This is a genomic window from Paenirhodobacter huangdaonensis (genome assembly GCF_004022465.1).
Taxonomy (GTDB): Bacteria; Pseudomonadota; Alphaproteobacteria; order Rhodobacterales; family Rhodobacteraceae; genus Rhodobacter; species Rhodobacter huangdaonensis.
In genome coordinates, this window is sequence record NZ_SAVA01000004.1 from 298,808 (window position 1) to 320,758 (window position 21,951).

The 21,951-nt window shown below is 68.6% G+C and carries 22 protein-coding genes; 12 read left to right on the forward strand and 10 right to left on the reverse strand.

The genetic code is table 11. From position 1 onward, the window contains the following. Positions 1-55: 55 nt before the first annotated feature. From EOW66_RS09005 to EOW66_RS09035, 7 genes are all read right to left on the reverse strand, one after another. Positions 56-1,381, reverse strand: coding sequence for a M16 family metallopeptidase (locus EOW66_RS09005; RefSeq protein WP_128156060.1), 1,326 nt, complete (start codon positions 1,379-1,381; stop codon positions 56-58). Further along, positions 1,378-2,775: a M16 family metallopeptidase gene (locus tag EOW66_RS09010; RefSeq protein WP_128156061.1), complete on the reverse strand. Its 1,398-nt coding sequence runs from the start codon at positions 2,773-2,775 to the stop codon at positions 1,378-1,380. Before EOW66_RS09010 ends, EOW66_RS09005 begins: the two co-directional genes overlap by 4 nt. Positions 2,776-2,864: 89 nt before the next feature. Then, the gene (locus EOW66_RS09015) at positions 2,865-3,410 is read right to left on the reverse strand and encodes a DUF3035 domain-containing protein (RefSeq protein ID WP_128156062.1); all 546 of its coding nucleotides are present in this window, start codon (positions 3,408-3,410) and stop codon (positions 2,865-2,867) included. Positions 3,411-3,479: 69 nt separating this feature from the next. Further along, a complete protein-coding gene (gene lspA / locus EOW66_RS09020) occupies positions 3,480-3,962 on the reverse strand; it encodes a signal peptidase II (protein WP_128156063.1) in 483 nt (160 codons plus the stop codon). Between the two features lie 60 nt (positions 3,963-4,022). Next, entirely contained in the window at positions 4,023-5,609 is a 1,587-nt protein-coding gene (purH, locus tag EOW66_RS09025) for a bifunctional phosphoribosylaminoimidazolecarboxamide formyltransferase/IMP cyclohydrolase (RefSeq protein ID WP_128156064.1), read from the reverse strand. Positions 5,610-5,627: 18 nt separating this feature from the next. After that, positions 5,628-7,352, reverse strand: a complete 1,725-nt coding sequence (locus EOW66_RS09030) for a heparinase II/III family protein (protein WP_128156135.1) — start codon at positions 7,350-7,352, stop codon at positions 5,628-5,630. A gap of 126 nt (positions 7,353-7,478) precedes the next feature. Next, positions 7,479-8,741, reverse strand: coding sequence for an RsmB/NOP family class I SAM-dependent RNA methyltransferase (locus EOW66_RS09035; RefSeq protein WP_128156065.1), 1,263 nt, complete (start codon positions 8,739-8,741; stop codon positions 7,479-7,481). An 84-nt stretch (positions 8,742-8,825) separates the two neighbouring features. On the opposite strand from EOW66_RS09035, the gene EOW66_RS09040 reads away from it, so the two are divergent. Continuing rightward, positions 8,826-9,005: a DUF1674 domain-containing protein gene (locus tag EOW66_RS09040; protein ID WP_128156066.1), complete on the forward strand. Its 180-nt coding sequence runs from the start codon at positions 8,826-8,828 to the stop codon at positions 9,003-9,005. A 93-nt stretch (positions 9,006-9,098) separates the two neighbouring features. On the opposite strand, the gene dapB is transcribed toward EOW66_RS09040, so the two are convergent. Then, positions 9,099-9,908 carry a 4-hydroxy-tetrahydrodipicolinate reductase gene (dapB, locus tag EOW66_RS09045; protein WP_128156067.1) on the reverse strand — a complete coding sequence of 270 codons (810 nt, stop codon included), beginning with the start codon at positions 9,906-9,908 and terminating at the stop codon, positions 9,099-9,101. A 104-nt stretch (positions 9,909-10,012) separates the two neighbouring features. On the opposite strand from dapB, the gene rbfA reads away from it, so the two are divergent. The 6 genes from rbfA to rpsO all read left to right on the forward strand — a co-directional run bounded on the left by rbfA (position 10,013) and on the right by rpsO (position 13,546). After that, positions 10,013-10,453, forward strand: a complete 441-nt coding sequence (rbfA, locus tag EOW66_RS09050; RefSeq protein ID WP_113898591.1) for a 30S ribosome-binding factor RbfA — start codon at positions 10,013-10,015, stop codon at positions 10,451-10,453. After that, positions 10,428-11,183: a phosphodiester glycosidase family protein gene (locus EOW66_RS09055; protein ID WP_128156068.1), complete on the forward strand. Its 756-nt coding sequence runs from the start codon at positions 10,428-10,430 to the stop codon at positions 11,181-11,183. Before rbfA ends, EOW66_RS09055 begins: the two co-directional genes overlap by 26 nt. Positions 11,184-11,234: 51 nt before the next feature. Further along, on the forward strand, positions 11,235-12,146 hold the full coding sequence (gene truB, locus EOW66_RS09060) for a tRNA pseudouridine(55) synthase TruB (protein WP_128156069.1): 912 nt from the start codon (positions 11,235-11,237) through the stop codon (positions 12,144-12,146). Then, positions 12,143-12,664: a DUF1643 domain-containing protein gene (locus tag EOW66_RS09065; protein WP_128156070.1), complete on the forward strand. Its 522-nt coding sequence runs from the start codon at positions 12,143-12,145 to the stop codon at positions 12,662-12,664. The genes truB and EOW66_RS09065 overlap by 4 nt, the downstream gene beginning before the upstream one ends. A 157-nt stretch (positions 12,665-12,821) precedes the next feature. Continuing rightward, a complete protein-coding gene (locus EOW66_RS09070) occupies positions 12,822-13,124 on the forward strand; it encodes a hypothetical protein (protein WP_128156071.1) in 303 nt (100 codons plus the stop codon). A 152-nt stretch (positions 13,125-13,276) separates the two neighbouring features. Continuing rightward, on the forward strand, positions 13,277-13,546 hold the full coding sequence (gene rpsO / locus EOW66_RS09075; RefSeq protein WP_113898595.1) for a 30S ribosomal protein S15: 270 nt from the start codon (positions 13,277-13,279) through the stop codon (positions 13,544-13,546). 113 nt (positions 13,547-13,659) lie between these two features. Here the strand turns inward: rpsO and EOW66_RS09080 are convergent, their stop codons facing one another. After that, positions 13,660-14,172: a GNAT family N-acetyltransferase gene (locus EOW66_RS09080; protein ID WP_128156072.1), complete on the reverse strand. Its 513-nt coding sequence runs from the start codon at positions 14,170-14,172 to the stop codon at positions 13,660-13,662. Positions 14,173-14,436: 264 nt separating this feature from the next. Here EOW66_RS09080 and pnp point away from each other — a divergent pair, with 264 nt between their 5' ends. The 4 genes from pnp (at position 14,437) to EOW66_RS09100 (ending at position 19,463) form a co-directional block, all read left to right on the forward strand. Continuing rightward, the gene (gene pnp / locus EOW66_RS09085) at positions 14,437-16,578 is read left to right on the forward strand and encodes a polyribonucleotide nucleotidyltransferase (RefSeq protein ID WP_128156073.1); all 2,142 of its coding nucleotides are present in this window, start codon (positions 14,437-14,439) and stop codon (positions 16,576-16,578) included. 78 nt (positions 16,579-16,656) lie between these two features. Continuing rightward, positions 16,657-17,652, forward strand: coding sequence for a Stealth CR1 domain-containing protein (locus EOW66_RS09090; RefSeq protein ID WP_128156136.1), 996 nt, complete (start codon positions 16,657-16,659; stop codon positions 17,650-17,652). A gap of 86 nt (positions 17,653-17,738) precedes the next feature. Continuing rightward, complete coding sequence (locus EOW66_RS09095) at positions 17,739-18,560, forward strand: glycosyltransferase family 2 protein (protein WP_128156074.1); 822 nt, start codon at positions 17,739-17,741, stop codon at positions 18,558-18,560. Positions 18,561-18,563: 3 nt separating this feature from the next. Beyond that, complete coding sequence (locus EOW66_RS09100; RefSeq protein WP_206363677.1) at positions 18,564-19,463, forward strand: glycosyltransferase family 2 protein; 900 nt, start codon at positions 18,564-18,566, stop codon at positions 19,461-19,463. 66 nt (positions 19,464-19,529) lie between these two features. Here the strand turns inward: EOW66_RS09100 and EOW66_RS09105 are convergent, their stop codons facing one another. After that, positions 19,530-20,183 carry a peroxiredoxin gene (locus EOW66_RS09105; protein ID WP_128156075.1) on the reverse strand — a complete coding sequence of 218 codons (654 nt, stop codon included), beginning with the start codon at positions 20,181-20,183 and terminating at the stop codon, positions 19,530-19,532. 232 nt (positions 20,184-20,415) lie between these two features. On the opposite strand from EOW66_RS09105, the gene EOW66_RS09110 reads away from it, so the two are divergent. Continuing rightward, the gene (locus tag EOW66_RS09110) at positions 20,416-21,852 is read left to right on the forward strand and encodes an aldehyde dehydrogenase family protein (RefSeq protein WP_128156076.1); all 1,437 of its coding nucleotides are present in this window, start codon (positions 20,416-20,418) and stop codon (positions 21,850-21,852) included. Positions 21,853-21,951: the final 99 nt, after the last annotated feature.

The following is a 21,951-nucleotide window of genomic DNA, read 5'->3' on the forward strand; positions in this document are numbered from 1 at the left end:
GATAGCACAGCCCCGGGGCGAGCCCAATTGATTCGGGCGCGCCCCGGGGCCGGGCTCAGTTCAGGCCGACGGGCTTGCCCACCACCACGAAGCGCAGTGCATCGGCGTCGAGCAGCCGCTTCGCCACGCGGGCGATGTCGTCCTTCGTCACCGCGTTCACCTTGTCGTTGCGGCTGGCGATATAGTCGATCGGCATGCGGTTGAGCTGCATCCCCGCCAGGATGTCGGCGATGTTCGCATTGCCGTCGAAGCGCAGCGGATAGGCGCCGGTGAGGTAGGTCTTGGCGTCCTCGAGCTCCTTGTCGCTGACCGTGCCGGTCGCGGCCTTCGCCCATTCCTGCTTCACCAGCGTCACCGCCTCGGCCACCTTGTCATTCGCCGAGGCGAAGCTGCCCTGCCAGGTCTCGGACAGGTCCTTCGGCACCAGATAGGTGTAGATGCCATAGGTCAGGCCGCGCTTCTCGCGCACCTCGTCCATCAGCCGCGAGGAGAAGCCGCCGGCGCCGAGGATCTGGTTCAGCACATAGGCCGGGAAGAAGTCGGGGTCGTCCATGGCGAGCCCCTTCTGGCCGAACATCACCACCGATTGCGGGCTGTCCCAGTCGACGGTGGTGGTGCCGCCGGTCAGCTTCAGCTCGGCGCGCGGCGGCATCGGCGTGCCGGTCGCGGGCAGATCGCCGAGCAGCCGGTCGAGCATCTGGCCAAGCGCCTCGGGGGTGATGTCGCCGACCGCGGCGACGACCAGCCGGTCCTTCGCCATCACCCGCGCCTTGGCGTCGAACAGATCCTCGCGGGTCAGCGCCTTGACGCTCTCCTCGGTGCCGTTGAGCGAGCTGCCATAGGGGTGATCGCCCCAGGCGAGCTTGCGGAAGGTGGTGCCGGCGATCGCGTTCGGGTCCTTCGCGTCCGAGGCGAGGATCGACAGCACCTGGCCGCGCACCCGGTCGACCGAGGCCTGATCGAAATGCGGATCGGCCAGCGCGCCGCGCAAGAGCTCCACCGCCTTGTCGCGGTTCTCGCTCAGCATCCGGGCCGAGACCGACAGCGTGTCGTCATCGACGTCGAAGCCGAATTTCGCCGCCAGCGCCTCCTGCGCGGCAGCAAAGCCCTGGCTGTCGAGATCGGCCGAGCCTTCCTCGAGCGTCGCGGTCATCAGGTTGATCGCGCCGCGCTTGCCCGGCGCATCGAGCGAGGCGCCGCCGCGGAAGCGGATCTCGAGCGCGGTGAAGGGGATGTCGTGGGCCTCGACGAGCCAGGCCTTGATGCCGCCGGGCGAGGTCACTTCCTCGATGTCGAGCGCCTGTGCTGGCACCGAGAACAGCAGCGCGGCAAGGGTCAGCGCGGCCAGGCGCAGCGGGGTGGAGAGAACCACGCGGATCATTGCGTCACCTCCTGGGTGGCGGGCAGCGAGACGGGCGCATCGGGGGCGGGGGGCGGCGCGTCCTTCGGCCGCTCGATATAGCCGGTGACCGAATCGGCGGGGGTCAGCACCTCGCGCGCCGCGGCCATCACGTCATCGGCGGTGACCGACATCAGCACGTCGGGCCAGCTTTGCACGTCCGCGATGCTGAAGCCCGAGGCCAGCGCCTCGCCGTATTGCTGCGCAAGGCCCTGTGCATCATCCTGCTGATAGATCTGCGCGGCACGGATCTGGGTGCGGATGCGCTCGAACTGCGCCGGGTCGATGCCTTCGGTCAGGAACTCGCTCAGCGCCGCGTCGAGCGCCGCCTCGGCCTCGGGCAGGGACACGTCCTGCGCCGGCATCAGCGCGATCGAGAAGGTGGTCTTGTCGATCGACATGCCGTCATAGAAGGCCGAGGCATAGATCGCATCGCCCTTGTCGAAGACAAGCTTGCGCGACAGCACCGAGGTCTGCGGGTTGCCGCCCAGAATCTCGGCCAGCATCGTCAGCGCCGCGGCCTTCTTCTGGTCCCCCGGGTTGCGCTCGGTGGCGAGATAGGAGCGGCTCAGATAGGGCTGGGCCACACGCGCGTCGGTGAAGGTCAGCCGGCGCGCGGCCAGCTGCGGCGGCTCCTGCGGGCGCAGGCGCGGCGGGATGTCCTCGGACGGCGCCAAGGGGCCGTAATAGTCCGTGGCGAGGGTTTTCACCTCATCCGGCGTGACATCGCCCGCCACCACCAGCACGGCGTTGTTCGGCGCATAGAAGCGGCGATACCAGGCGAGCGCATCGTCGCGGGTGAGCTGCTCCATCTCCTGGCGCCAGCCAATCACCGGCGTGCCATAGGGGCTGTTGAGGAATTGCGCGGCGCGCGACTGCTCGCCGAAGAGCGCGCCCGGATCGCTGTCGGTGCGCTGCGCACGCTCGGCGAGAATCACGTCGCGCTCGGTCTGCCAGTCGTCGGGCGAGATCTTCAGATGCCGCATCCGGTCGGCTTCCATCTTCATCACCAGCGGCAGACGGTCGGCGGCGATGCGCTGGAAATAGGCGGTGTAGTCATAGGAGGTGAAGGCGTTGTCCGAGCCGCCATTCGCCGCCACCGTCTTCGACAGCTCGCCGGCTGCCATCGTGTCGGTGCCCTTGAACATCAGGTGCTCGAGGTAATGCGCGATGCCCGAGCGGCCGCGCTGCTCGTCGGCCGAGCCCGCCTTGTACCAGACCATCTGCACCACCACCGGGGCGCGGTGATCCTCGATCACCACGGCCTCGAGGCCATTGGGCAGGGTGAAATGGCTGACCGGACCGGCCCCGGCCGCGAGGGCGGTGGCCTGGAAGACGGCGAAGGCCGCGAAAGCGGTGGCGATCGATGCGCGCATGGGCTCCTCGTTGATGACGGGCGAACTTTACGTCGCCCGTCGCACGAGGCAACCGCCGATGCGCCGAAAAACGCGGAGTTGAACGGGTGTTACGGCAGCGCTTCCTGCGCCGCGCCCGAGGGCGGGGCCGCCGGCGTGGTCAGGCCGAGCTTGCGCCAGCGTTCGATCTCGGCTTCCTGGTTCAGCGCCATCGGCCGGTAGGCCTTGTAATAGACGTTGACGCTGAGCATCCGCTCGAGCAGGCGGCCGTCGTTCTTCTTGCGATAGTCGTAATCGGCCGCGGCCAGTTCCTGACGGATGCCGGCATCGGTGCCGTAGCGGCCCGCCCGCGCAACAAGCGCGCCATCGCCTGCGGGCACGCCCTTGCCGGTAACCGGCGGCTTGCCGCCAAGCGCGGCGATGGCATCGGCGTTGGGGGTCGGGTCGGTGATGTTGCTGCCGCCCGGGGTCGGCACCGGCAGCTCGTTCAGGCTGTCGGGCATCTGCAGCGGTTTCGTCGGCAGGATGCCGAACTCGTCCGGCCCGTTGGTCGCCGAACGCAGGTGCATCAGCTCCGGCGTGCGGTTCGAGGAACAGCCGGCCGCCAGCAGGGCAATCGCGAGCGCGATCCCGATCTTGCCGAAAGACCCGTGCATGAAGCTCTCCCTCACCGTTTCGATCTCGTCTTAGCCTATCGTCTTGCGTCCGTCACGCCCTGATCCGCGTCAGCGGCGGCGTTTCGCGCCCGTCTCGCCGGACAGGAAGACAAGCCCCACCGCGCCGACAAAGATCGCGATGTCGGCGACGTTGAAGGAGAAGGGGTTGCGCCAGATGGGCAGCGACATGTTCAGGAAATCGGCCACCGCGCCATAGAAGAGCCGGTCGATCACATTGCCGAGCGCGCCGCCGATCAGCAGCCCCGCCGAGATCAGCAGCCCGCGCCGCGCCGCGCCGTCGCGCGCGATCCAGCGCCAGACCCAGACCACGATGACAAGCGCCAGCGCGATCAGGCCCCAGCGGGTCAGCGCATCCTCACCCGCGAACAGGCCGAAGTTCACGCCCTGGTTCCAGGCCATGCGGAAGTTGAGCCAAGGCGGCAACACCTCGATCGCCCCCACCCGGTCGAGCCCCATCAGGTGCACGACCACGTATTTCGAGATCTGGTCGACGATCAGCACCGCCGCCGCAATCCAGGCTGTCAGCCGCATCCGCGCTCCTGTCTCCGCTGTCGGGAAGGCCCGCGCCGCAGGGCACGGGCCGGGGTCGTGTCAGTGACGGAAGTGCCGCATGCCGGTGAACACCATGGCCAGGCCACGTTCGTTCGCCGCGTCGATCACTTCCTGGTCGCGCATCGAGCCGCCGGGCTGGATCACGCAGGTCGCGCCCGCCTCGACCGCCTCGAGCAGGCCGTCGGCGAAGGGGAAGAAGGCATCCGAGGCAACGGCCGCGCCCTTCGCCGGGCTTTCGGCAAGGCCCACGGCCTTCGCCATCCGCTCGGCCTTCTTCGCGGCGATCATCGCGCTGTCGACGCGGCTCATCTGGCCGGCGCCGACGCCGACGGTCTGGCCGGCCTTGGCATAGACGATGGCGTTCGACTTCACATGCTTGGCGACCTTCCAGGCGAAGAGCAGATCCTTCAGCTCTTCCTCGGACGGCGCGCGCTCGGTCACCACCTTGAGGTCGTCGAGGGTGATGTCGCCGTTGTCCTTGCCCTGCACGAGGAAGCCGCCCGCCACCTGACGATAGGTGGTGATCTCGGCTTTCGGGTCGGGCAGCGCGCCGGTGACCAGCAGCCGCACGTTCTTCTTCTTCGCCACCACTTCCTTCGCCGCCTCGTCGACGGCGGGGGCGATGATGACCTCCGAGAAGACCTCGGTGATCGCCTCGGCGGTTTCCGCGTCGAGGGTCTGGTTCAGCGCGATGATGCCGCCGAAGGCCGAGGTGCGGTCGCAGTCGAAGGCGCGCTTGTAGGCGTCGAGCAGGCTGGTGCCGGTGGCGACGCCACAGGGGTTGGCGTGCTTGATGATCGCGCAGGCCGGGGTCTCGGTGCCGAATTCGGCGACGAGCTCAAAGGCCGCGTCGGTGTCGTTGATGTTGTTGTAGGACAGTTCCTTGCCCTGCAGCTGTTTCGCCGTGGCAACGCCCGGGCGGTTCGTGCCGTCGAGGTAGAAGGCCGCCTTCTGATGCGGGTTCTCGCCATAGCGCAGGGTCTGGGCGAGGGTGCCGGCGAAGGCGCGCCGGCGCGGCGTGTCCTCGTGGATCGCGCCCGCCATCCAGGTGCTGACCGCCGCGTCATAGGCCGCGGTGCGGGCATAGGCGATCTGCGCGAGGTTCTGGCGGAATTCGTAGCTGGTGGCGCCGTCCTGGGCATCGAGCTCCTTCAGCACCGCCTCGTAATCCTGCACGTCGACCACGGTCGCGACGAAGGCATGGTTCTTCGAGGCGGCGCGGATCATCGCCGGCCCGCCGATGTCGATGTTCTCGATGCAGGTCTCGTAATCGGCGCCCTTGGCGACGGTTTCCTCGAACGGGTAGAGGTTGACGACGAGCAGGTCGATCGGCTCGATGTCATGGGCGGCCATCGCGGCGAGGTGTTCCTCGTTGTCGCGCAGCGCCAGCAGACCGCCATGCACCTTCGGGTGCAGCGTCTTCACCCGGCCATCCATCATCTCGGGGAAGCCCGTCACCTCGGCCACATCGCGCACGCTCAGCCCGGCCTCGCGCAGCGCCTTGGCGGTGCCGCCGGTCGAGAGCAGCTCGACGCCACGGGCGGCAAGCGCGCGGGCAAAGTCGATCAGCCCGGTCTTGTCGGAGACGGAGATCAGGGCGCGGGTGAGGGGGACGTTTCTGGTCACGGCTGGCAGTCCTTATGCTCAGAGGTCGATTGGCGCATCGGCAACGGTGTCACGGATGGCGGCGGGGGTATCCTGTGCCTTGGCCAAGGTCCAGCCGATTTGGACGGCATGGTCGTAGAGACGGCCGGAAAGCACGATCTGCTGGGTGGCGCGCGGCCGCAGCCGGCCCTTTTCGAGATAGACCGAGGGCGCGAGGCTGAGATCGACCGGCGCGTCGAAGCGGAACACCCAGATCTCGCCCGATTTCAGCGCCATCGACACCGCCCATCCGCCCATGTCGAGCGCGGCGTCGACATCGGGGTGGAGGTGGAAGCGGACCTGAAAGGCGATGCCGCGCATGCCCTCGCGCTCGAACACGGTGTCGAAACGCTTGCGGTCGGCCGTGGTCATCGCGCCGAGCGTGTCCTCGCCGCGCAGGGTGCGGCCGTCGGGGCTCAGTTCCAGTTCGCGCACATGGGTCAGCCCGTGCGTCGGCACATAGCCGTCATGGCCAAAGAGCGCATGGCGCGCCGGGTCGCTTTCGGGCCGCATCCAGACCTCGCGCGGGGTCTCGTCGAGCCAGGTGCGGGTGGTGGTGCCGAAGCGGCGCTCGGGGCCGAGCCGCGACGAGGAATAGCCCTCGATCGCCAGCGTCGAATGGCTGTCGGTGGCGCGGCCCGCGCGCGCCCATTCCGGCCCGAACAGCCGGCCCGAGCCGCAGTTGACGATCAGCGGCCGGCGCCCCGAGGTCAGCTCGAAGGCGAGCGTCGAGGCATGGGCATTGGCCGAGGCCTCGCCCCGGGGCGGGGCGGCGGCGTCAAGAATGAGGGTGGTGCGCCCGGCATGGAGGCGGGCAAAGCCCATGGCAAGGCCCGGCCGCGCCGGCGCCCGCGCGCCCGAGGCGCCAAGCGCGGTATCAAGCCGGCCCTCGGCGCCACGGCCGCCGCCATGGAAGCGGGCAAGCCCGCCGTCGGCATGGCGCAGCGCGCGCAGGGTGGGGGCGATGCGGGCGATGGCATCGCGATGCGCCCCGGCCGGGGTGCGGCCGGCAGCGGTCAGCGCATCGGCGGCCCAGATCAGCAGGGTGAAGACATCGAGGAGTTCCTCGGGGTTGCGCGTCGCGATGCCGCCGGTGGCGTCGATTTGGCTGGCGCAGTCGCGCGCCAGCGCCTCTTCGGCGGGGCCGGCGAGGCGCTCCATCCCGCTCAGCGCGAGCCCGGCATAGATCAGCCCGGTCAGCGCCTCGAAGCGCGGCAGGCCGGGCGCGGCCGAGTGCCAGCGCTGCGCGAGGAACAGCGTCTGCTGCGAGAGGGCGCGGAAGAACAGTTCCGAGGCGGCGCGGTCGCGGCCGTTCAGGATCAGGAGCGCGTGGTTGATCATCCGGATCAGCCGCCGCCCGGTCAGCTCGGGCGTCCAGCCCGGGCCCTTGCCCGCGCCATAGCGCGCGATCCAGTCGAAGACCCAGTCCTGTGCCCGCTCGCGTGCGGCGCGGTCGCCGACGGCGGCAAGGTCGTCAAGCCAGGTGCAGCCGTGCAGCTCTTCCTCGAAGGAGGGGTCGGGCATCGGCAGGTCCCAGATCTTCCGCCCCGGCCCCTCGATCAGGTAGCCTGCGAACAGGAAGTTGCCGGCAACCAGTTGCCGGCCGCGGGCGAAGGCGCCGATGGTGCGCGGCTCGGGGTGGCGGGTGAAGCCGGTCGCCGGGCGGGCGCGGCGGGCGCGCATCAGGGCGAGCCGGTCGAGCGTGCCTGCCCACCGTCCGCGCATCCCGTTACCGCCCGTGCCCTGTTTCGTGCCCGTCATGGTTGTCGCGGTGCCAGCCCGTCTCTGCCTGTCGAAGTCGCGGGCACCATAGAGCGGGGGGCGGCGGCTGTCATCGGCGTTTTCCGGGGCTCAGGCGGTGCGGCGCAGGCGGGCGATGAAGAAGCCGTCCATGCCGCCGAGCCCGGGCCAGAAGTCGGGCCGCAGCCGCAGCGCGCCGGCTTCGGTGCGCCAGGAAGGCTCGATGCCGGGCAGATCGGGCGCCTCGACGCTGAGCTCGGGGTGGCGCTCGAGGAGCGTGGCAAGCTGCGCCTCGCCCTCCTCGGGCAAAAGCGAGCAGGTGCAGAAGACCAGCACCCCGCCCGGCGCGACGAGCGCGAGCGCGCGCTCGAGCAGTGCCGTCTGCAGGGCGAAAAGCGGCTTGATCCCGGCCGCGTCCTTGACGAAGGGCAGGTCGGGGTGGCGCCGGATCGTGCCGGTGGCCGAGCAGGGCGCATCGAGCAGCACCGCGTCGAAGGGCGCGGCGGGCTGCCACTCGAGCGCGTCGGCGGTGACGGTCTCGGCCTTCAGGCCGCAGCGCGCGAGGTTCTCGCGCACCCGCTCCATCCGCGCGGGCGAGATGTCGAGCGCGGTGACCTCGGCCCCCATGGCCGCGAGTTGCAGCGTCTTGCCGCCGGGCGCGGCGCACAGGTCGAGCACCCGCGCCCCCGGAGCGGGGGCGAGCACCTTCGCCGCCATCGCCGCCGCCGCGTCCTGCACCCACCAGGCGCCCTCGGCAAAGCCCGGCAGTTCCGAGATCTGCGCGCCGGGGACAAGCCGCAGCGAGCCGGTGGGCAGCAGCGTCGCGCCGAGCCGCTCGGCCCAGCCCTCGGCATCCGCCTTCACGCTCAGATCGACCGGCGCGCCGGCACGCTGCGCGGCCTCCATGTGCTGCACCGCAACCTTGCCCCAGGCCGACATCAGCCGGCCGCGCAGCCAGCCCGGCAGGGCGGGCTCGGGCAGGCGCGCCCAGCGGTCGGTTTCGGCCGCGACCTTGCGCAGCACGGCATTGACGAGGCCCGCGTAGCCCTCGGTCCGCCGGCCGCCGGCATGGGTCAGCTCGACCGCGGCGCTGACCACGCCATGCGCCTCGCCGCCGGTGCAGAGCTCGACCGTGGCCAGCCGCAGCAGCGCGCGCAGATCGGCGGGGGGCGCCTTGCGCAGATGCGGCTTCAGCATCGCATCGGCGCGCGGCAGGGCGCGCAGCGTGGCGATGGCAAGGCGCTGCGCCCGGGCGCGGTCGGGCGGTGCGAGGCCCGCAAGCACGCCCGCCTGCTCGGAGAGTGTCTCGTGCGCCTCGGTCACCCCGGCGATCAGTGCCGCGGCCGCGCGGCGCGCAAGGTCGATGCCGGCCATGGCTGCCCTCCTGAGCTTTCTTGTCCCGTCTCGCTGCGGGGCCTATAACAAGCGCCGACCCCTGACAAGGAAACGGAGGCTGCGATGAGCGAAGAGCCGAAGAAGGAGCTGCCCGCCGCCGCGCTGCGCGCGCTGGCCGAGGCAGAGGAACGGCGCAAGGCCGACAAGGGGCTGGGCCTGCCGCCCGAGCTCGGTGGCCGCGAGGGGCCCGAGCAGGTGCGCTATGGCGACTGGGAGAAGAAGGGGCTCGCCATCGACTTCTGAGCCGATGGCGGCAGCGTCGGTGGGGCGCTGCCCCGCCGAGGCAAGGCCTCGGCCCCCCGAGGTATTTTGGGCAAGATGAACGGCGCGGGCGGCTTACAGCCCGAGCACGTCCATCATGTCATACTGGCCGGGCTTGCGGTCGAGGCCCCAGAGCGCGGCCTTGAGCGCGCCGCGGGCGAAGATCGCGCGGTCGGTGGCGATGTGGCGCAGCACGATGCGCTCGCCCGCCGTCGCGAAGATCACGTCATGTTCGCCGACGATGTCGCCGCCGCGGATCGAGGAAAAGCCGATCGCGCCGGGCTTGCGCGGCCCGGTGATGCCGTCGCGCCCCGATTCGCGGTTATCCTCGAGCGCGATGCCGCGGCCCGCGGCCGCCGCCTCGCCCAGCATCAGCGCGGTGCCCGAGGGCGCGTCGACCTTGCGGTTGTGATGCGCCTCGACGATCTCGATGTCCCAGTCGGCATCAAGCGCCTCGGCGACCTTGCGGGTCAGCACGGTGAGCAGGTTGACGCCAAGGCTCATGTTGCCGGCGCGGATCTGCGTGCAGTGCCGCGCCGCCGGGGCCAGCGCCGCGATCTGCTCGGTCTCGAAGCCGGTGGTGCCGATCACATGCACGCAGCGCGCCTGCGCGGCGATCTTTGCGAAGGCGAGGGTGGCGGTGGGGGTGGTGAAGTCGATCACTGCCTTGGCGCCGGCAAAGGCAGTCAGCGGGTCGTCGGTGACGGTGACGCCCATCGGCGCGGTGCCGAGGCATTCGCCGAGGTCGCGCCCGATCCAGGCGTTGCCGCTGCGCTCGACCGCGCCAGTGAGGCGGGCCTTGCCGGAGGCGGTGATGACCTCGGTCAGCATCCGGCCCATCCGGCCCGAGACCCCGGTGACGACGATACCCGGCAGATCGCTCATGAAACCCTCCTGTTTTGCCGCGTTCTAGCCCGTTGCAGCGGGCTTGGCAAAGGCTCGCGACACTCCTTGTTGCGGGGGCGCGCACAAGGCACTATGTGCTGGTCATGGCAAAGAACCGTTTTTCCTCGGGCGATGGCCCTTCGCAACGTCAGCTCCGCGTCGGCGAGCTGATCCGGCGCACCCTGTCGGACGTGCTGATCCGCGGCGAGGTGCACGATCCCGACCTCAACCGGATCTCGATCACCGTGGGCGAGGTCCGTCCCTCGGCCGACCTGAAGGTGGCGACGGTCTATGTCGCGCCGCTGGGCGGATCGCTGGGCGGCGAGACCGCCGAGGCGATGCTCGCCGCGCTGCGCCGCCACACCGGCGAGCTGCGCCACCATGTCGCCAAGGCGATGACGCTGAAATACGCGCCCGACCTGCGCTTCCGGCTGGACGAGACCTTCGACCGGCTCGACGAGACGCGGCGGATGTTCTCGGACGAGACGGTGCAGCGCGACATCGCGCGCCGGGGCGACGATGAAGACGAAGACGATCTGGGCTAGCCTGTTCGCCGCGCTGGCGCTGATCGTACCGCGCGTCGCGCTGGCCGAAGAGCCCTGCCGCACGCTCGACTTCGAGGGCATCCCCTTCACCGTCTGCGAGGCGCGGGCGGGCGATGACATCCGGCTGTGGCTGCGGGACGGGACGGGGGCGCTCATTGGCACGCCCGAGCGGCTGCGCGCGCAGCTGGCCCCGACCGAGCGGCTGGTCTTTGCGATGAACGCCGGCATGTATGCGCCCGACCGGCAGCCGGTGGGGCTGTATGTCGAGAACGGCGAGGAGGTTCGCCCGATCGTCACCGCCGAGGGGCCGGGGAATTTCGGCCTGCTGCCGAACGGGGTCTTCTGCATCGGCGAGCGGCTGCGGGTGATCGAGAGCCGCGCCTTCGCGGCCGAGCGGCCCGCATGCCGTTTCGCCACCCAGTCGGGGCCGATGCTGGTGATCGACGGGGCGCTGCATCCGCGCTTTCTGCCTGACAGCGACAGCACCAATATCCGCAACGGTGTCGGCGTCTCGGCTGCGGGCGACCGGGCCTGGTTCGTGATCTCGGACCGCCCCGTCACCTTCCACCGCTTTGCCCGCTTCTTCCGCGACCGGCTCGGCGCGCGCGATGCGCTCTATCTCGACGGCTCGATCTCGCGGCTGATCGTGCCGGCCGAGGGGCGCGCCGATCTCGGCCTGCCGATGGGGCCGATCGTCGGTGTCGTGGCGCCCGCCGACGGGCAAGATTGACCCGGGTCCCGCTTCGCGTTAGCAGGCGGGCCTTCTGAAACGGAGGGCATGATGGGCCGCAAGAAGGGACGCGACATCTCGGGCTGGGTCGTGATCGACAAGCCGGCGGGGGTGACCTCGACTTCGGTCGTGGGCAAGGTCCGCTGGGCCTTCGACGCGAAGAAGGCGGGGCACGCCGGCACGCTCGATCCGGCGGCGACCGGGGTTCTGGCGGTGGCGCTGGGCGAGGCGACGAAGACCGTGCCCTATGTCACCGATGCGCTGAAAGCCTATCGCTTCCAGGTCCGGCTGGGCGCCGCCACCACCACCGACGATGCCGAGGGCGAGGTGATCGCGACCTCGGATCTGCGCCCGACCGATGTCGAGATCGAGGAGGCGCTGACGGCGTTTCGCGGCGATATCGAGCAGGTGCCGCCGCAGTTTTCCGCGGTGAAGGTCGAGGGCGAGCGCGCCTATGATCTGGCGCGCGAGGGCGAGGTGATGGATCTTGCCGCCCGCCCGCTCTGGGTCGAAAGCCTCGATTTCGTCGCCCGCCCCGACCGCGACACCGTTGAACTGGAGATGGTCTGCGGCAAGGGCGGCTATGTGCGCTCGATCGCGCGCGACCTTGGCCGGGCGCTCGGCTGTCTGGGCCATGTGCTGTGGCTGCGCCGCGACTGGGCCGGCCCGTTCCGCGCCGAAGAGGGGCTGAGCCTCGAGGAGATCGACCGGCTCGCCCGCACGCCCGAGCTTGAAAACCATCTGCTGCCGCTTGAATACGGGCTGGCCGACCTGCCCGAGGTGCGGGCCACGGCCGAGGGCGCGGTGCGGCTGTCGCACGGCAACCCGGGGCAGGTGATCGCCCGCGACGTCGAGTTCGGCGAGGAGGCCTGGGCGAGCTTCGAGGGCCGCGCGGTGGCGGTCGGGCGCTACATGGGGGGCGAGCTGCACCCGGCGCGCGTGTTCAACACCGCCGAGCCATGATCACCCGCAGCCACGTCAAGGGCGATGCCCCCTCGGTCGCGGTCTATTCCGATTGCGAGCACTATCGTTACCTGCTCACCCGGGTCTGGGACGAGACCCGGCCGCGCGCCCTTTTCGTGATGCTGAACCCCTCGACCGCGACCGAGGTGCAGAACGACCCGACCGTCGAGCGCTGTGAGCGGCGGGCCCGCACGCTGGGCTTCGGCGCCTTCCGGGTGACGAACATCTTCGCCTGGCGTGCCACCGACCCGAAGGAGATGCGCGCCCAGCCCGACCCGGTCGGGCCGGAGAATGACGCGGCGATCCGGGCGAGCGTCGACTGGGCCACGGGCGCGGGGGCGAAGATCGTCTGCGCCTGGGGCGCGCATGGCGCGCATCTCGACCGCGGCGCGGCGGTCGAGCGGCTGTTGCGCGCGACCGGGCGCGAGCTGTGGCACCTCGGCCTGACCAAGGCCGGCGCCCCGAAACACCCGCTCTATATCGGCTATGACCGCCAGCCCGAGCGCTGGCTGCGCTGAACCGTTCACCTTCGGTCAGGGATTTCGCGCCTATGCTGATGGCGCCGCGGGGCAGGCCCGTGCGGCAGGCTTGTGCGAGGGGGCGACAGTGAGGACAGTGGGCGGATCACGGCGGCCGGCGGATGGCGCGGCTGGCGACGCGGGGGCGGACGGGCTGATGGCCGGGGCGGAAGGCGGCGGCCCTGACGACACCGGCGGCGTGCTTTTCGCGCTGGGGGCCTGGATCGACCCGCAGGACCCGGCCACGATCGCCGATTACGATGCCTGGGAGGACCAGATCGTCGTCGTCTACGACCCGGAGGCGGGCGCTGCGCCGCGGCTGAGCATCGAGCCGTCCGACACCCTGGGCGCGGCCTGGGTGGTGCTGAACGGCACACGGCTTGCCGAGGTGCTGGAGGCCGGCAGCCTAGCGCCGCGGGACGTGCTGCTGCTCACCCCGGCCGAGTTCGCCCATTTCTGATCCGGCGCCGGGTTTTGCCCTTTCTTTTCGGGCGATTCTCGCCTATAGGCGCGCATCCGCCTCTGGTCCTCGGTCCGGGACGGGTGCCTCCACGGGCCTTGCTGGACGACATCCCGGCTTGCGCCGTCACCCTTTTGAAACAGGAGATCCCGATGTCGATCACCGTCGAAGACAAGAACCGCCTGATGAAGGAATTCGCCACCAAAGAAGGCGATACCGGTTCCCCCGAAGTCCAGGTTGCGCTGCTGTCGAAGCGGATCGCCAACCTGACCGAGCACTTCAAAGAGCACAAGAAGGACAACCACTCGCGTCGTGGCCTTCTGATGATGGTGGCTCAGCGCCGCAAACTGCTCGACTACCTGAAGAAGAAAGACGAAAGCCGTTACACCGCGCTGATCGCGCGTCTCGGCCTGCGCCGCTAATTTCTTCCGATCGGAAAACCGGACGCCCGCCTCGCAAGAGGCGGGCGTTTTGGTTTGGCGGGTGAGGCGGCTATGCGGGACGAAGCTGCCGTTCGGTCGGAAGCGTGCCCCTGCTACATTTTGATCCTCGCCATTGGGATGGCATCGACAAATCTTCCAGCCTTGAAGGCGTAATCATGAAAAACCCCCTCGCGCTGGAAGCCCAAGGTCTCATAGAGGGCAATCGCCCCAGTGTTTTCCGCAAGGACTGTCAGCTCGACGCGCCGTAAACCGATCGAGTTATCAGCCTGATCCAGTAGCGTTCTGACGAGATTCGATCCGATACCCATGCGCCAATGGTCATCTCTAACGACGACATCAACGCTACCAGAATGCCTGCAACTGATGTCCGACGCGACATTCAAGCAGGCGTGTCCCAGCAAAACACCATCAAGCTCAGCAATAATGTTCACCTGAGGGGAGAAGTATTCAGCCAACTTCGCTCTTTCTGCAAATGATCTAAATGGTTGCTGCAACGTTCCTGCGACCACACCGGGCATGTTGAGTAGTTGGGTCAAAGCAGGCACGTCCGAAGGCTCAAATGCACGGATTACCGCATGGGAATACTCAGGGGTCATAAGTGACATCACCTCTCAGTGGATTGCGCTCAACAATTGCCCTTGGCGCGAATGACCGCAATGGCCTCAGGCCGTCATCCGGCTATGGCGCTCAATCGCGCGTCCAACTCGCCGCTTTCCAAAACCCTTGTTTTCCTGTATGGGCCGGGCCATCTGCGACGTGACGCCCAGAGCCCCCGGGCACATGCAAAGGATCAGGGGGCGGCGGCAATGGGGCCGCCATGCAAACGGGAAGCCCGGAGGGTCCGGAGTTTCCCAGACAGGATACGCTGAATGTTCAACGTTATGAAAAAATCCATCCAGTGGGGCGACGAGACGCTGACGCTGGAAACCGGCAAGGTCGCCCGCCAGGCTGACGGCTCGGTCATCGCCACGCTCGGCGAGACCTCGGTCATGGCGAACGTCACCTTCGCCAAGAAGCCGAAGCCCGGTCAGGACTTCTTCCCGCTGACCGTGCATTACCAGGAAAAATACTACGCCGCCGGCAAGATCCCGGGCGGCTTCTTCAAGCGCGAGGCGCGCCCGTCGGAGAAGGAGACCCTCGTCTCCCGCCTGATCGACCGGCCCTGCCGTCCGCTCTTCGTGCCGGGCTTCAAGAACGAAGTTCTGGTGATGGCCACCGTGCTGTCGTGCGACCTCGAGAACGATCCCGACATCGTGGCGATGATCGCCGCCTCGGCCGCGCTGACGATCTCGGGCGTGCCGTTCCGCGGCCCGATCGGCGCCGCCCGCGTCGGCTTCAAGGATGGTGCCTACATCCTGAACCCGAAGATGGACGAGATGACCAAGCTGCGCGAGAACCCCGAGCAGCGGCTCGATCTCGTCGTCGCCGGCACCAAGGACGCGGTGATGATGGTCGAATCCGAAGCCTATGAGCTTTCGGAAGCCGAGATGCTGGGCGCGGTCAAGTTCGGCCACGAGCAGATGCAGCCGGTGATCGACCTGATCATCGCGCTGGCCGAGGTCGCGGCGAAGGAACCCTTCGACTTCACCCCGCCCGACTATGCCGCGCTCTACGCCAAGGTGAAGGCCGCCGGCGAGACCGAGATGCGCGCTGCCTTCGCGATCAAGGACAAGCTCGCCCGTCAGGACGCCATCGCCGCCGCCGTGGCGACCGCGAAGGCCGGCCTGAGCGAGGAAGAGCTTGCCGATCCGAACCTGGACCTAGCGATCAAGAAGCTCGAATCGTCGATCCTGCGCGGTGACATCATCAACGGTGGCGCCCGCATCGACGGCCGCAACAACACCACCGTGCGCCCGATCGTGTCGGAAACCGGCATCCTGCCGCGCACCCACGGTTCGTCGCTGTTCACCCGCGGCGAGACCCAGGCGCTGGTCGTGACCACGCTCGGCACCGGCGATGACGAACAGATCATCGACGCGCTGAACGGCAACTTCCGCTCGAACTTCCTGCTGCACTACAACTTCCCGCCCTACTCGGTCGGCGAAGTGGGCCGCGTGGGCTCGCCCGGTCGTCGCGAGATCGGCCACGGCAAGCTCGCCTGGCGCGCGCTGCAGGCGGTGCTGCCGGCGGCGACCGACTTCCCCTACACGATCCGCGTCGTGTCGGAGATCACCGAATCGAACGGCTCCTCGTCGATGGCTTCGGTCTGCGGCGGCTCGCTGTCGATGATGGACGCGGGCGTGCCGCTGAAGGCGCCGGTCGCGGGTGTGGCGATGGGCCTGATCCTCGAGGACGATGGCCGCTGGGCGGTGCTCACCGACATCCTCGGTGACGAAGACCACCTCGGCGACATGGACTTCAAGGTCGCCGGCACCGAGAACGGCATCACCTCGCTGCAGATGGACATCAAGGTCGCGGGCATCACCCCGGCGATCATGGAGCAGGCCCTCGCCCAGGCGAAGGACGGCCGGATGCACATCCTCGGCGAGATGGCCAAGGCGATCTCCGCGCCGCAGGGCTTCTCGGAATACGCGCCGAAGATCGAGACGATGCAGATCCCGACCGACAAGATCCGCGAAGTGATCGGTTCGGGCGGCAAGGTCATCCGCGAGATCGTGGAAACCTCGGGCGCCAAGGTCGACATCAACGACGATGGCGTGATCAAGATCGCCTCGAACGATGCCGAGGCGATCAAGCGCGCCTACGACATGATCTATTCGATCGTGGCGGAGCCGGAAGAAGGCAAGATCTACCGCGGCAAGGTCGTGAAGCTCGTCGATTTCGGCGCCTTCGTGAACTTCTTCGGCAAGCGTGACGGCCTCGTGCACGTCAGCCAGATCGCCAACAAGCGCCTGAACCATCCGTCGGATGCGCTGAAGGAAGGCCAGGAAGTCTGGGTCAAGCTGCTCGGCTTCGACGATCGCGGCAAGGTCCGGCTCGGCATGAAGATGGTCGACCAGGAGACCGGCGAGGAACTCGCCGCCGAGAAGAAAGACGAAACGGCCGAGTGATCGGTCGGATCTGACAGGAGCGGGCCGCCACCGGGCGGCCCGCTTTTTCGCAAGCCGGAACGGGAGGCCGGGGACAGGATGGACGCAGTCATCGCCTGGGTCGACGGCAGCGATCCGCGCCACGCGGCCAAGCGGCAGGCAGCGATGGCGGCGCTTGGCATGGCCCCTGACGCAGGCGCCAATTTCGTCGCGCCCACCCGCTTCAGCGATCTGGGCGAGATCTATGTCTGCATCGCCTCGATCCTGAAATACGCCCCCTTCATCCGGCGCATCCACGTGCTCGGCGACGATCAGGCGCCGGCCGCGATCGGCGAATTCGCGCGGCAGGGCCTCTGTGCCGCCGACCGGATCCGTGTCGTCGATCACCGCGAGCTGTTTCGCGGCTACGAGGAATTCCTGCCCACCTTCAGCAGCCGCACGCTCGAGGCGCTGTTTTGGAACATCGAGGGGATCGGGGACGAGATCCTCTATTTCAACGACGATTTCTTTCTGAACGCGCCGGTCAGCCGGGCTGACTTCGTCGATGACGAGGAGCGACTTCTGCTGGAGGGGCGCCTGCGCTCGGTGCGGGCGACGCTGTGGAAGCACCGGCTGCGGGACTGGGCGGCGCGACTGCGCGGCCAAAGCTTCCCGCCGGTGCGGTTCAAGACCGCGCAGGCGGTGGCGGCGGCGCTGCTCGGGCGGCGACACTACCTGTCGCTTGGCCATTCGCCGCGGCCGCTGCGCACCCGCACGCTGGCCGAGTTTTTCGCCGCCCGTCCCGAGCTGCTGCGCGCCCAGCTGCGCCATCGCTTCCGCGCATCCGAGCAATTCTCGCCCTACGCGCTGTCGAACGAGATCGAACTGGCGCAAGGCCGGGCGCGGGTGGTGCCGGTTTCGCCACAGGTCTATCTGACGCCGAAGACCGAGCTGACGGCGGAAGGGCTGGCGGCACTGCTTGCGGACCGGGCGCGCCGCTATGGCTGTGTGCAGAGCCTCGACGATTTCAGTCCCGCGGCGCGGGCGCTTTTGCGCGCGCAGCTGGCGGACAAGCTGGCGGGCTTCCTGCCCGCCGGGCTCGACCTGCCCGGCTGAGGACGGGCGTCGCATCAACGCAATCAACGCAGGAGACAGGCTTGCGCATCAGGATCTTTCCCGGCCTTTCGCGACGGTTGCGGCAGATGAAAAAGGACGCCCGGGTGCGGCGCGCGCGCGCCGAGCTGGCGGCGCGGCAGGCGCAGGGCGCGGCGTGGCCCGCCCGGCCGCACGGGCTTGCGCGCGGGCTTGTGGTATCGCTCACCAGCTATCCGGCGCGGTTTCCGACGCTGCCGCTGACGCTTGCCGGGCTGCTGTTCCAGACGATCCGGCCCGACGAAACCGTGCTGTGGCTGGCGCGCGAGGACGTCGACAAGATCACCGACGAGATCCGCGCCTTCACCCGCTTCGGGCTGAGCATCCGTGTCTGCGACGACATCCGCTCTTTCAAGAAGATCATCCCGACGCTCGAGGCCTTCCCTGACCGCATCGTGGTCACCGCGGATGACGACGTTTACTACTGGCCGAGCTGGCTTGAGGAGCTGGTGGCGGCACATCGTGCGGGGGCGAGCGTGGTGTGCCATCGCGGCCATCTGGTGCGCAGCGCGAATGGCCGGCCGCTGCCCTATGACGACTGGGTGCACGCCCCCGAACGCGACCTTGCCGGGCCGCAGGTGTTTCCGACCGGAGTGATGGGGGTGCTCTATGATCCGCGCGCCTTCCACCCCGAGGTGATCCGCCGCGATCTGTTCATGGCGCTGTGCCCGCGCGCCGATGACGTCTGGCTGTGGTGGATGCACCGGCTGCGCGGCAGCCGGCCGCATCTGCTGGGACTGGGCCACAAGCAGATCGAATGGCCGGGCAGCCAGGACAGCAACCTGCGCAGCCTGAACATGCACGAGGGCGGCAATGACGCGGCGATCGCGGCGATGATCGCGCAGTATGGATTTCCGGCGGACGGAGAATGAGACATGAGCGAGAAGATGAGCCCCAAGGTGACCGCCTCGGTCCTGATCTCCACCTACAACTGGCCCTGGGCGCTGGAAAAGGTGTTCTGGGGCTTCTTCGCGCAGAACCGGCGTGATTTCGAGCTGCTGATCGCCGATGACGGCTCGCGCCCCGAAACGGCCGAGCTGGTGGCGCGGATGGCGGCGCGCAGCCCGGTGCCGGTGACCCATGTCTGGCAGCCGGACGCCGGTTTCGGCAAGTGCCGGATCCTGAACAAGGCATTGGCGCTGGCCGCGGGCGAGCGGATCATCGTCACCGATGGCGATTGCGTCGTGCGCAACGATTTCGTCGACACCCATATCCGGCAGGCGCGGCCGGGGCATTTCCTGTCGGGCAGCTATTTCAAGCAGACGCCCGAAACCTCGGCGGCGATCGACGAGGCCTCGGTGGCGAGCCAGGCCTGCTTCACCCCGCGCTGGCTGATGGCGCATGGGGCGCCGGCGCGGCGGATGGTGAAGGTGATCGGCCGCGGCCGGCTGGGCTGGCTGATGGACCGGCTGTCCGGGGCAAGCCCGACCTGGAACGGCCATTCCGCCTCCTGCCTGCGCAGCGAGGCGCTGACGGTGAACGGGTTCAACGAGGAGATGGGCTATGGCGGGCTCGACGTCGAGTTCGGGCTGCGGCTGAACCGGCTCGGGCTGACCGCCTGGCGGATCCGGTTCTCGACCGTGGCGCTGCACCTGCATCACGAGCGCGGCTATGCCACCCCGGAGATGCGGGCGGGCAGCCGCGAAGTGAAGGAACGCACCCGCGCGCTCGGCCTGCTGCGCGCCGAGCGCGGCGTCGATCAGTGGCTCGGCCCGGATGGGGCGGCGCAACTCGGCCCCGAGGACCGGGTGACGCGCTACCCCGCCGCCCTGTGACGGGCGCCCGGGACGCAAAAGGCCCCGCGCGGAGGCGGGGCCTTGCGGTCGGTCGGAGCCGGCGCCTTATTCCGGCTTCTTGACGAAGCGCAGATAGGGCAGCTTGACGTCGACGTCGCCGAATTTCGCCTTGCCGTCCTCGGTCGAGACCGAGAGCGCGAGGATCACGTCCTGGCCCGGCACCCAGTTCGCGGGGGTGGCGAAGGGCGCGCCGTCGGTCACCTGGATCGCGTCGAGCGCGCGCAGCACCTCGGCGAAGTTGCGGCCCACCGACATCGGATAGATCATCATCAGGCGGATCTTCTTGTCGGGCCCGATGATGAAGACGGTGCGCACGGTCGAGGTATGCGCCGGGGTGCGCCCGTCGGGCAGATAGGCCTCGGCCGGCAGCATGTCATAGAGCTTCGACACGGTCAGCGAGGTGTCGTCGATGATCGGGAAGGTCGCCGGCGCGCCGGCATAGGCGGAGATGTCCGCCTTCCACTTCTTGTGTTCCTCGACGGTGTCGACCGAGACGCCCATCACCTTGGTGTTGCGCTTTGCCCATTCGTCGGCGAGCTGCGCGACGGCGCCGAATTCGGTGGTGCAGACCGGGGTGAAATCCTTCGGATGCGAGAACAGGATGGCATAGTTGTCGCCGATCCAGTCGTGGAAGCTGATCTTGCCCTCGGTGGTGTCGGCGGTGAAGTCGGGGGCGATGTCGTTGATGCGCAGAGCCATGTTGGTCTCCCTGGTTGACGTTTCGCGCAGAAACTTAAGGCAGGCGGAACGAAGTTGCATCCCCCCGCAGTGAATTCGCGGCAGAATGGGAGGAAATGCCGCCCGCGCCGGCGGAAGCGGAACGTTCTTCTGCAGCCGCCGGGCTTGCCGATTTGCGCAGCCGCTGTGCGAAGCGCCGGCTTGCCCTTGCCGCGCGCGGGTGCCACGCTGCGCGCCAACAGGAGGTTTCCCAATGATCGAAAAACGCGACTTCTACATCAACGGCCGCTGGACCGCCCCCGCCGCGGCGCGCGACTATGCGGTGATCGACCCGTCGACCGAAGAGCCCTGCGCGGTGATCTCGCTCGGCGATCGTGCCGATACCGAGGCCGCCGTCGCCGCGGCGAAGGCGGCGCTGCCCGGCTGGCGCGCCACCGCGCCCGAGACGCGCCTCGCCTATGTCGAGAAGATCCTTGAAATCTACAAGGACCGCTACGAGGAAATGGCGCAGGCGATGAGCCTCGAGATGGGCGCGCCGATCGACTTCGCGCGCTCCGAACAGGCCGGCGCCGGCACCTGGCACATCGAGAATTTCATCCGCGCGGCGAAAGAGTTCGAGTGGGTCCATCCGCTCGGCGACGGCACCCCGGGCGCGATGATCGCCTATGAGGCGATCGGCGTCGTCGGCCTGATCACGCCGTGGAACTGGCCGATGAACCAGGTCACGCTGAAGGTGATCCCGGCGCTGATCGCGGGCTGCACGATGGTGCTGAAACCCTCGGAAGAGGCACCGCTCAGCTCGCTGCTGTTCGCCGAGTTCATCGAACAGGCGGGCGTGCCGGCGGGGGTGTTCAACCTGGTGAACGGCGATGGCGTTGGCGTGGGCACGCAGCTCTCGACCCATCCCGACATCCAGATGATCTCCTTCACCGGCTCGACGCGTGCCGGCAAGGCGATCTCCATCGCCGCGGCCGAGACGCTGAAGCGCGTGGTGCTGGAACTCGGCGGCAAGGGCGCGAATCTCGTCTTTGCCGATTGCGATGAGAAGGCGGTGAAGCGCGGCGTGCGCCACATGTTCGAAAACACCGGGCAGTCGTGCAACGCGCCGAGCCGGATGCTGGTCGAGCGCAGCTATTACGAGACGGCACTCGAGATCGCCGCGCAGACCGCAGCCGAGACCCAGACCGGCGCCCCGCGCGAGCCCGGCCGCCATCTGGGCCCGGTGATCAACAAGAGCCAGTTCGAGAAGATCCAGGGCCTGATCGAAAGCGGCATCAAGGAGGGCGCGCGGCTGATCGCGGGCGGGCTTGGCCGGCCCGAGGGGCTGAACAAGGGCTATTACGTGCGCCCGACGATCTTCGCCGACTGCACCCCGGAGATGACGATCATGCGCGAGGAGATCTTCGGCCCGGTGCTGTCGATCATGCCCTTCGACAGTGAGGAAGAGGCCGTCGCGATCGCGAACGACACCCCCTACGGGCTGACGAATTACCTGCAGACGCAGGACCCCGTGCGCACCAACCGGCTGCTGCGCGCGCTCGATGCGGGCATGGTCGTCGCGAACGGCAAGAGCCGCGGCGCCGGCGCCCCCTTCGGCGGCGTCAAGGCCTCGGGCCGGGCGCGCGAGGGCGGCCGCTGGGGCATCGAGGAGTTCTGCGATGTGAAATCGATCGGCGGCTGGGTCGAATAACCCCGCCGTCGCCCCCGGCCCCGGCGTCGCAAGGTGAGTATTTGGGCCAAGAAAAAGCCGATGCGCCTTTTCCTTGGAAAAATACTCATCCTTCGCCGG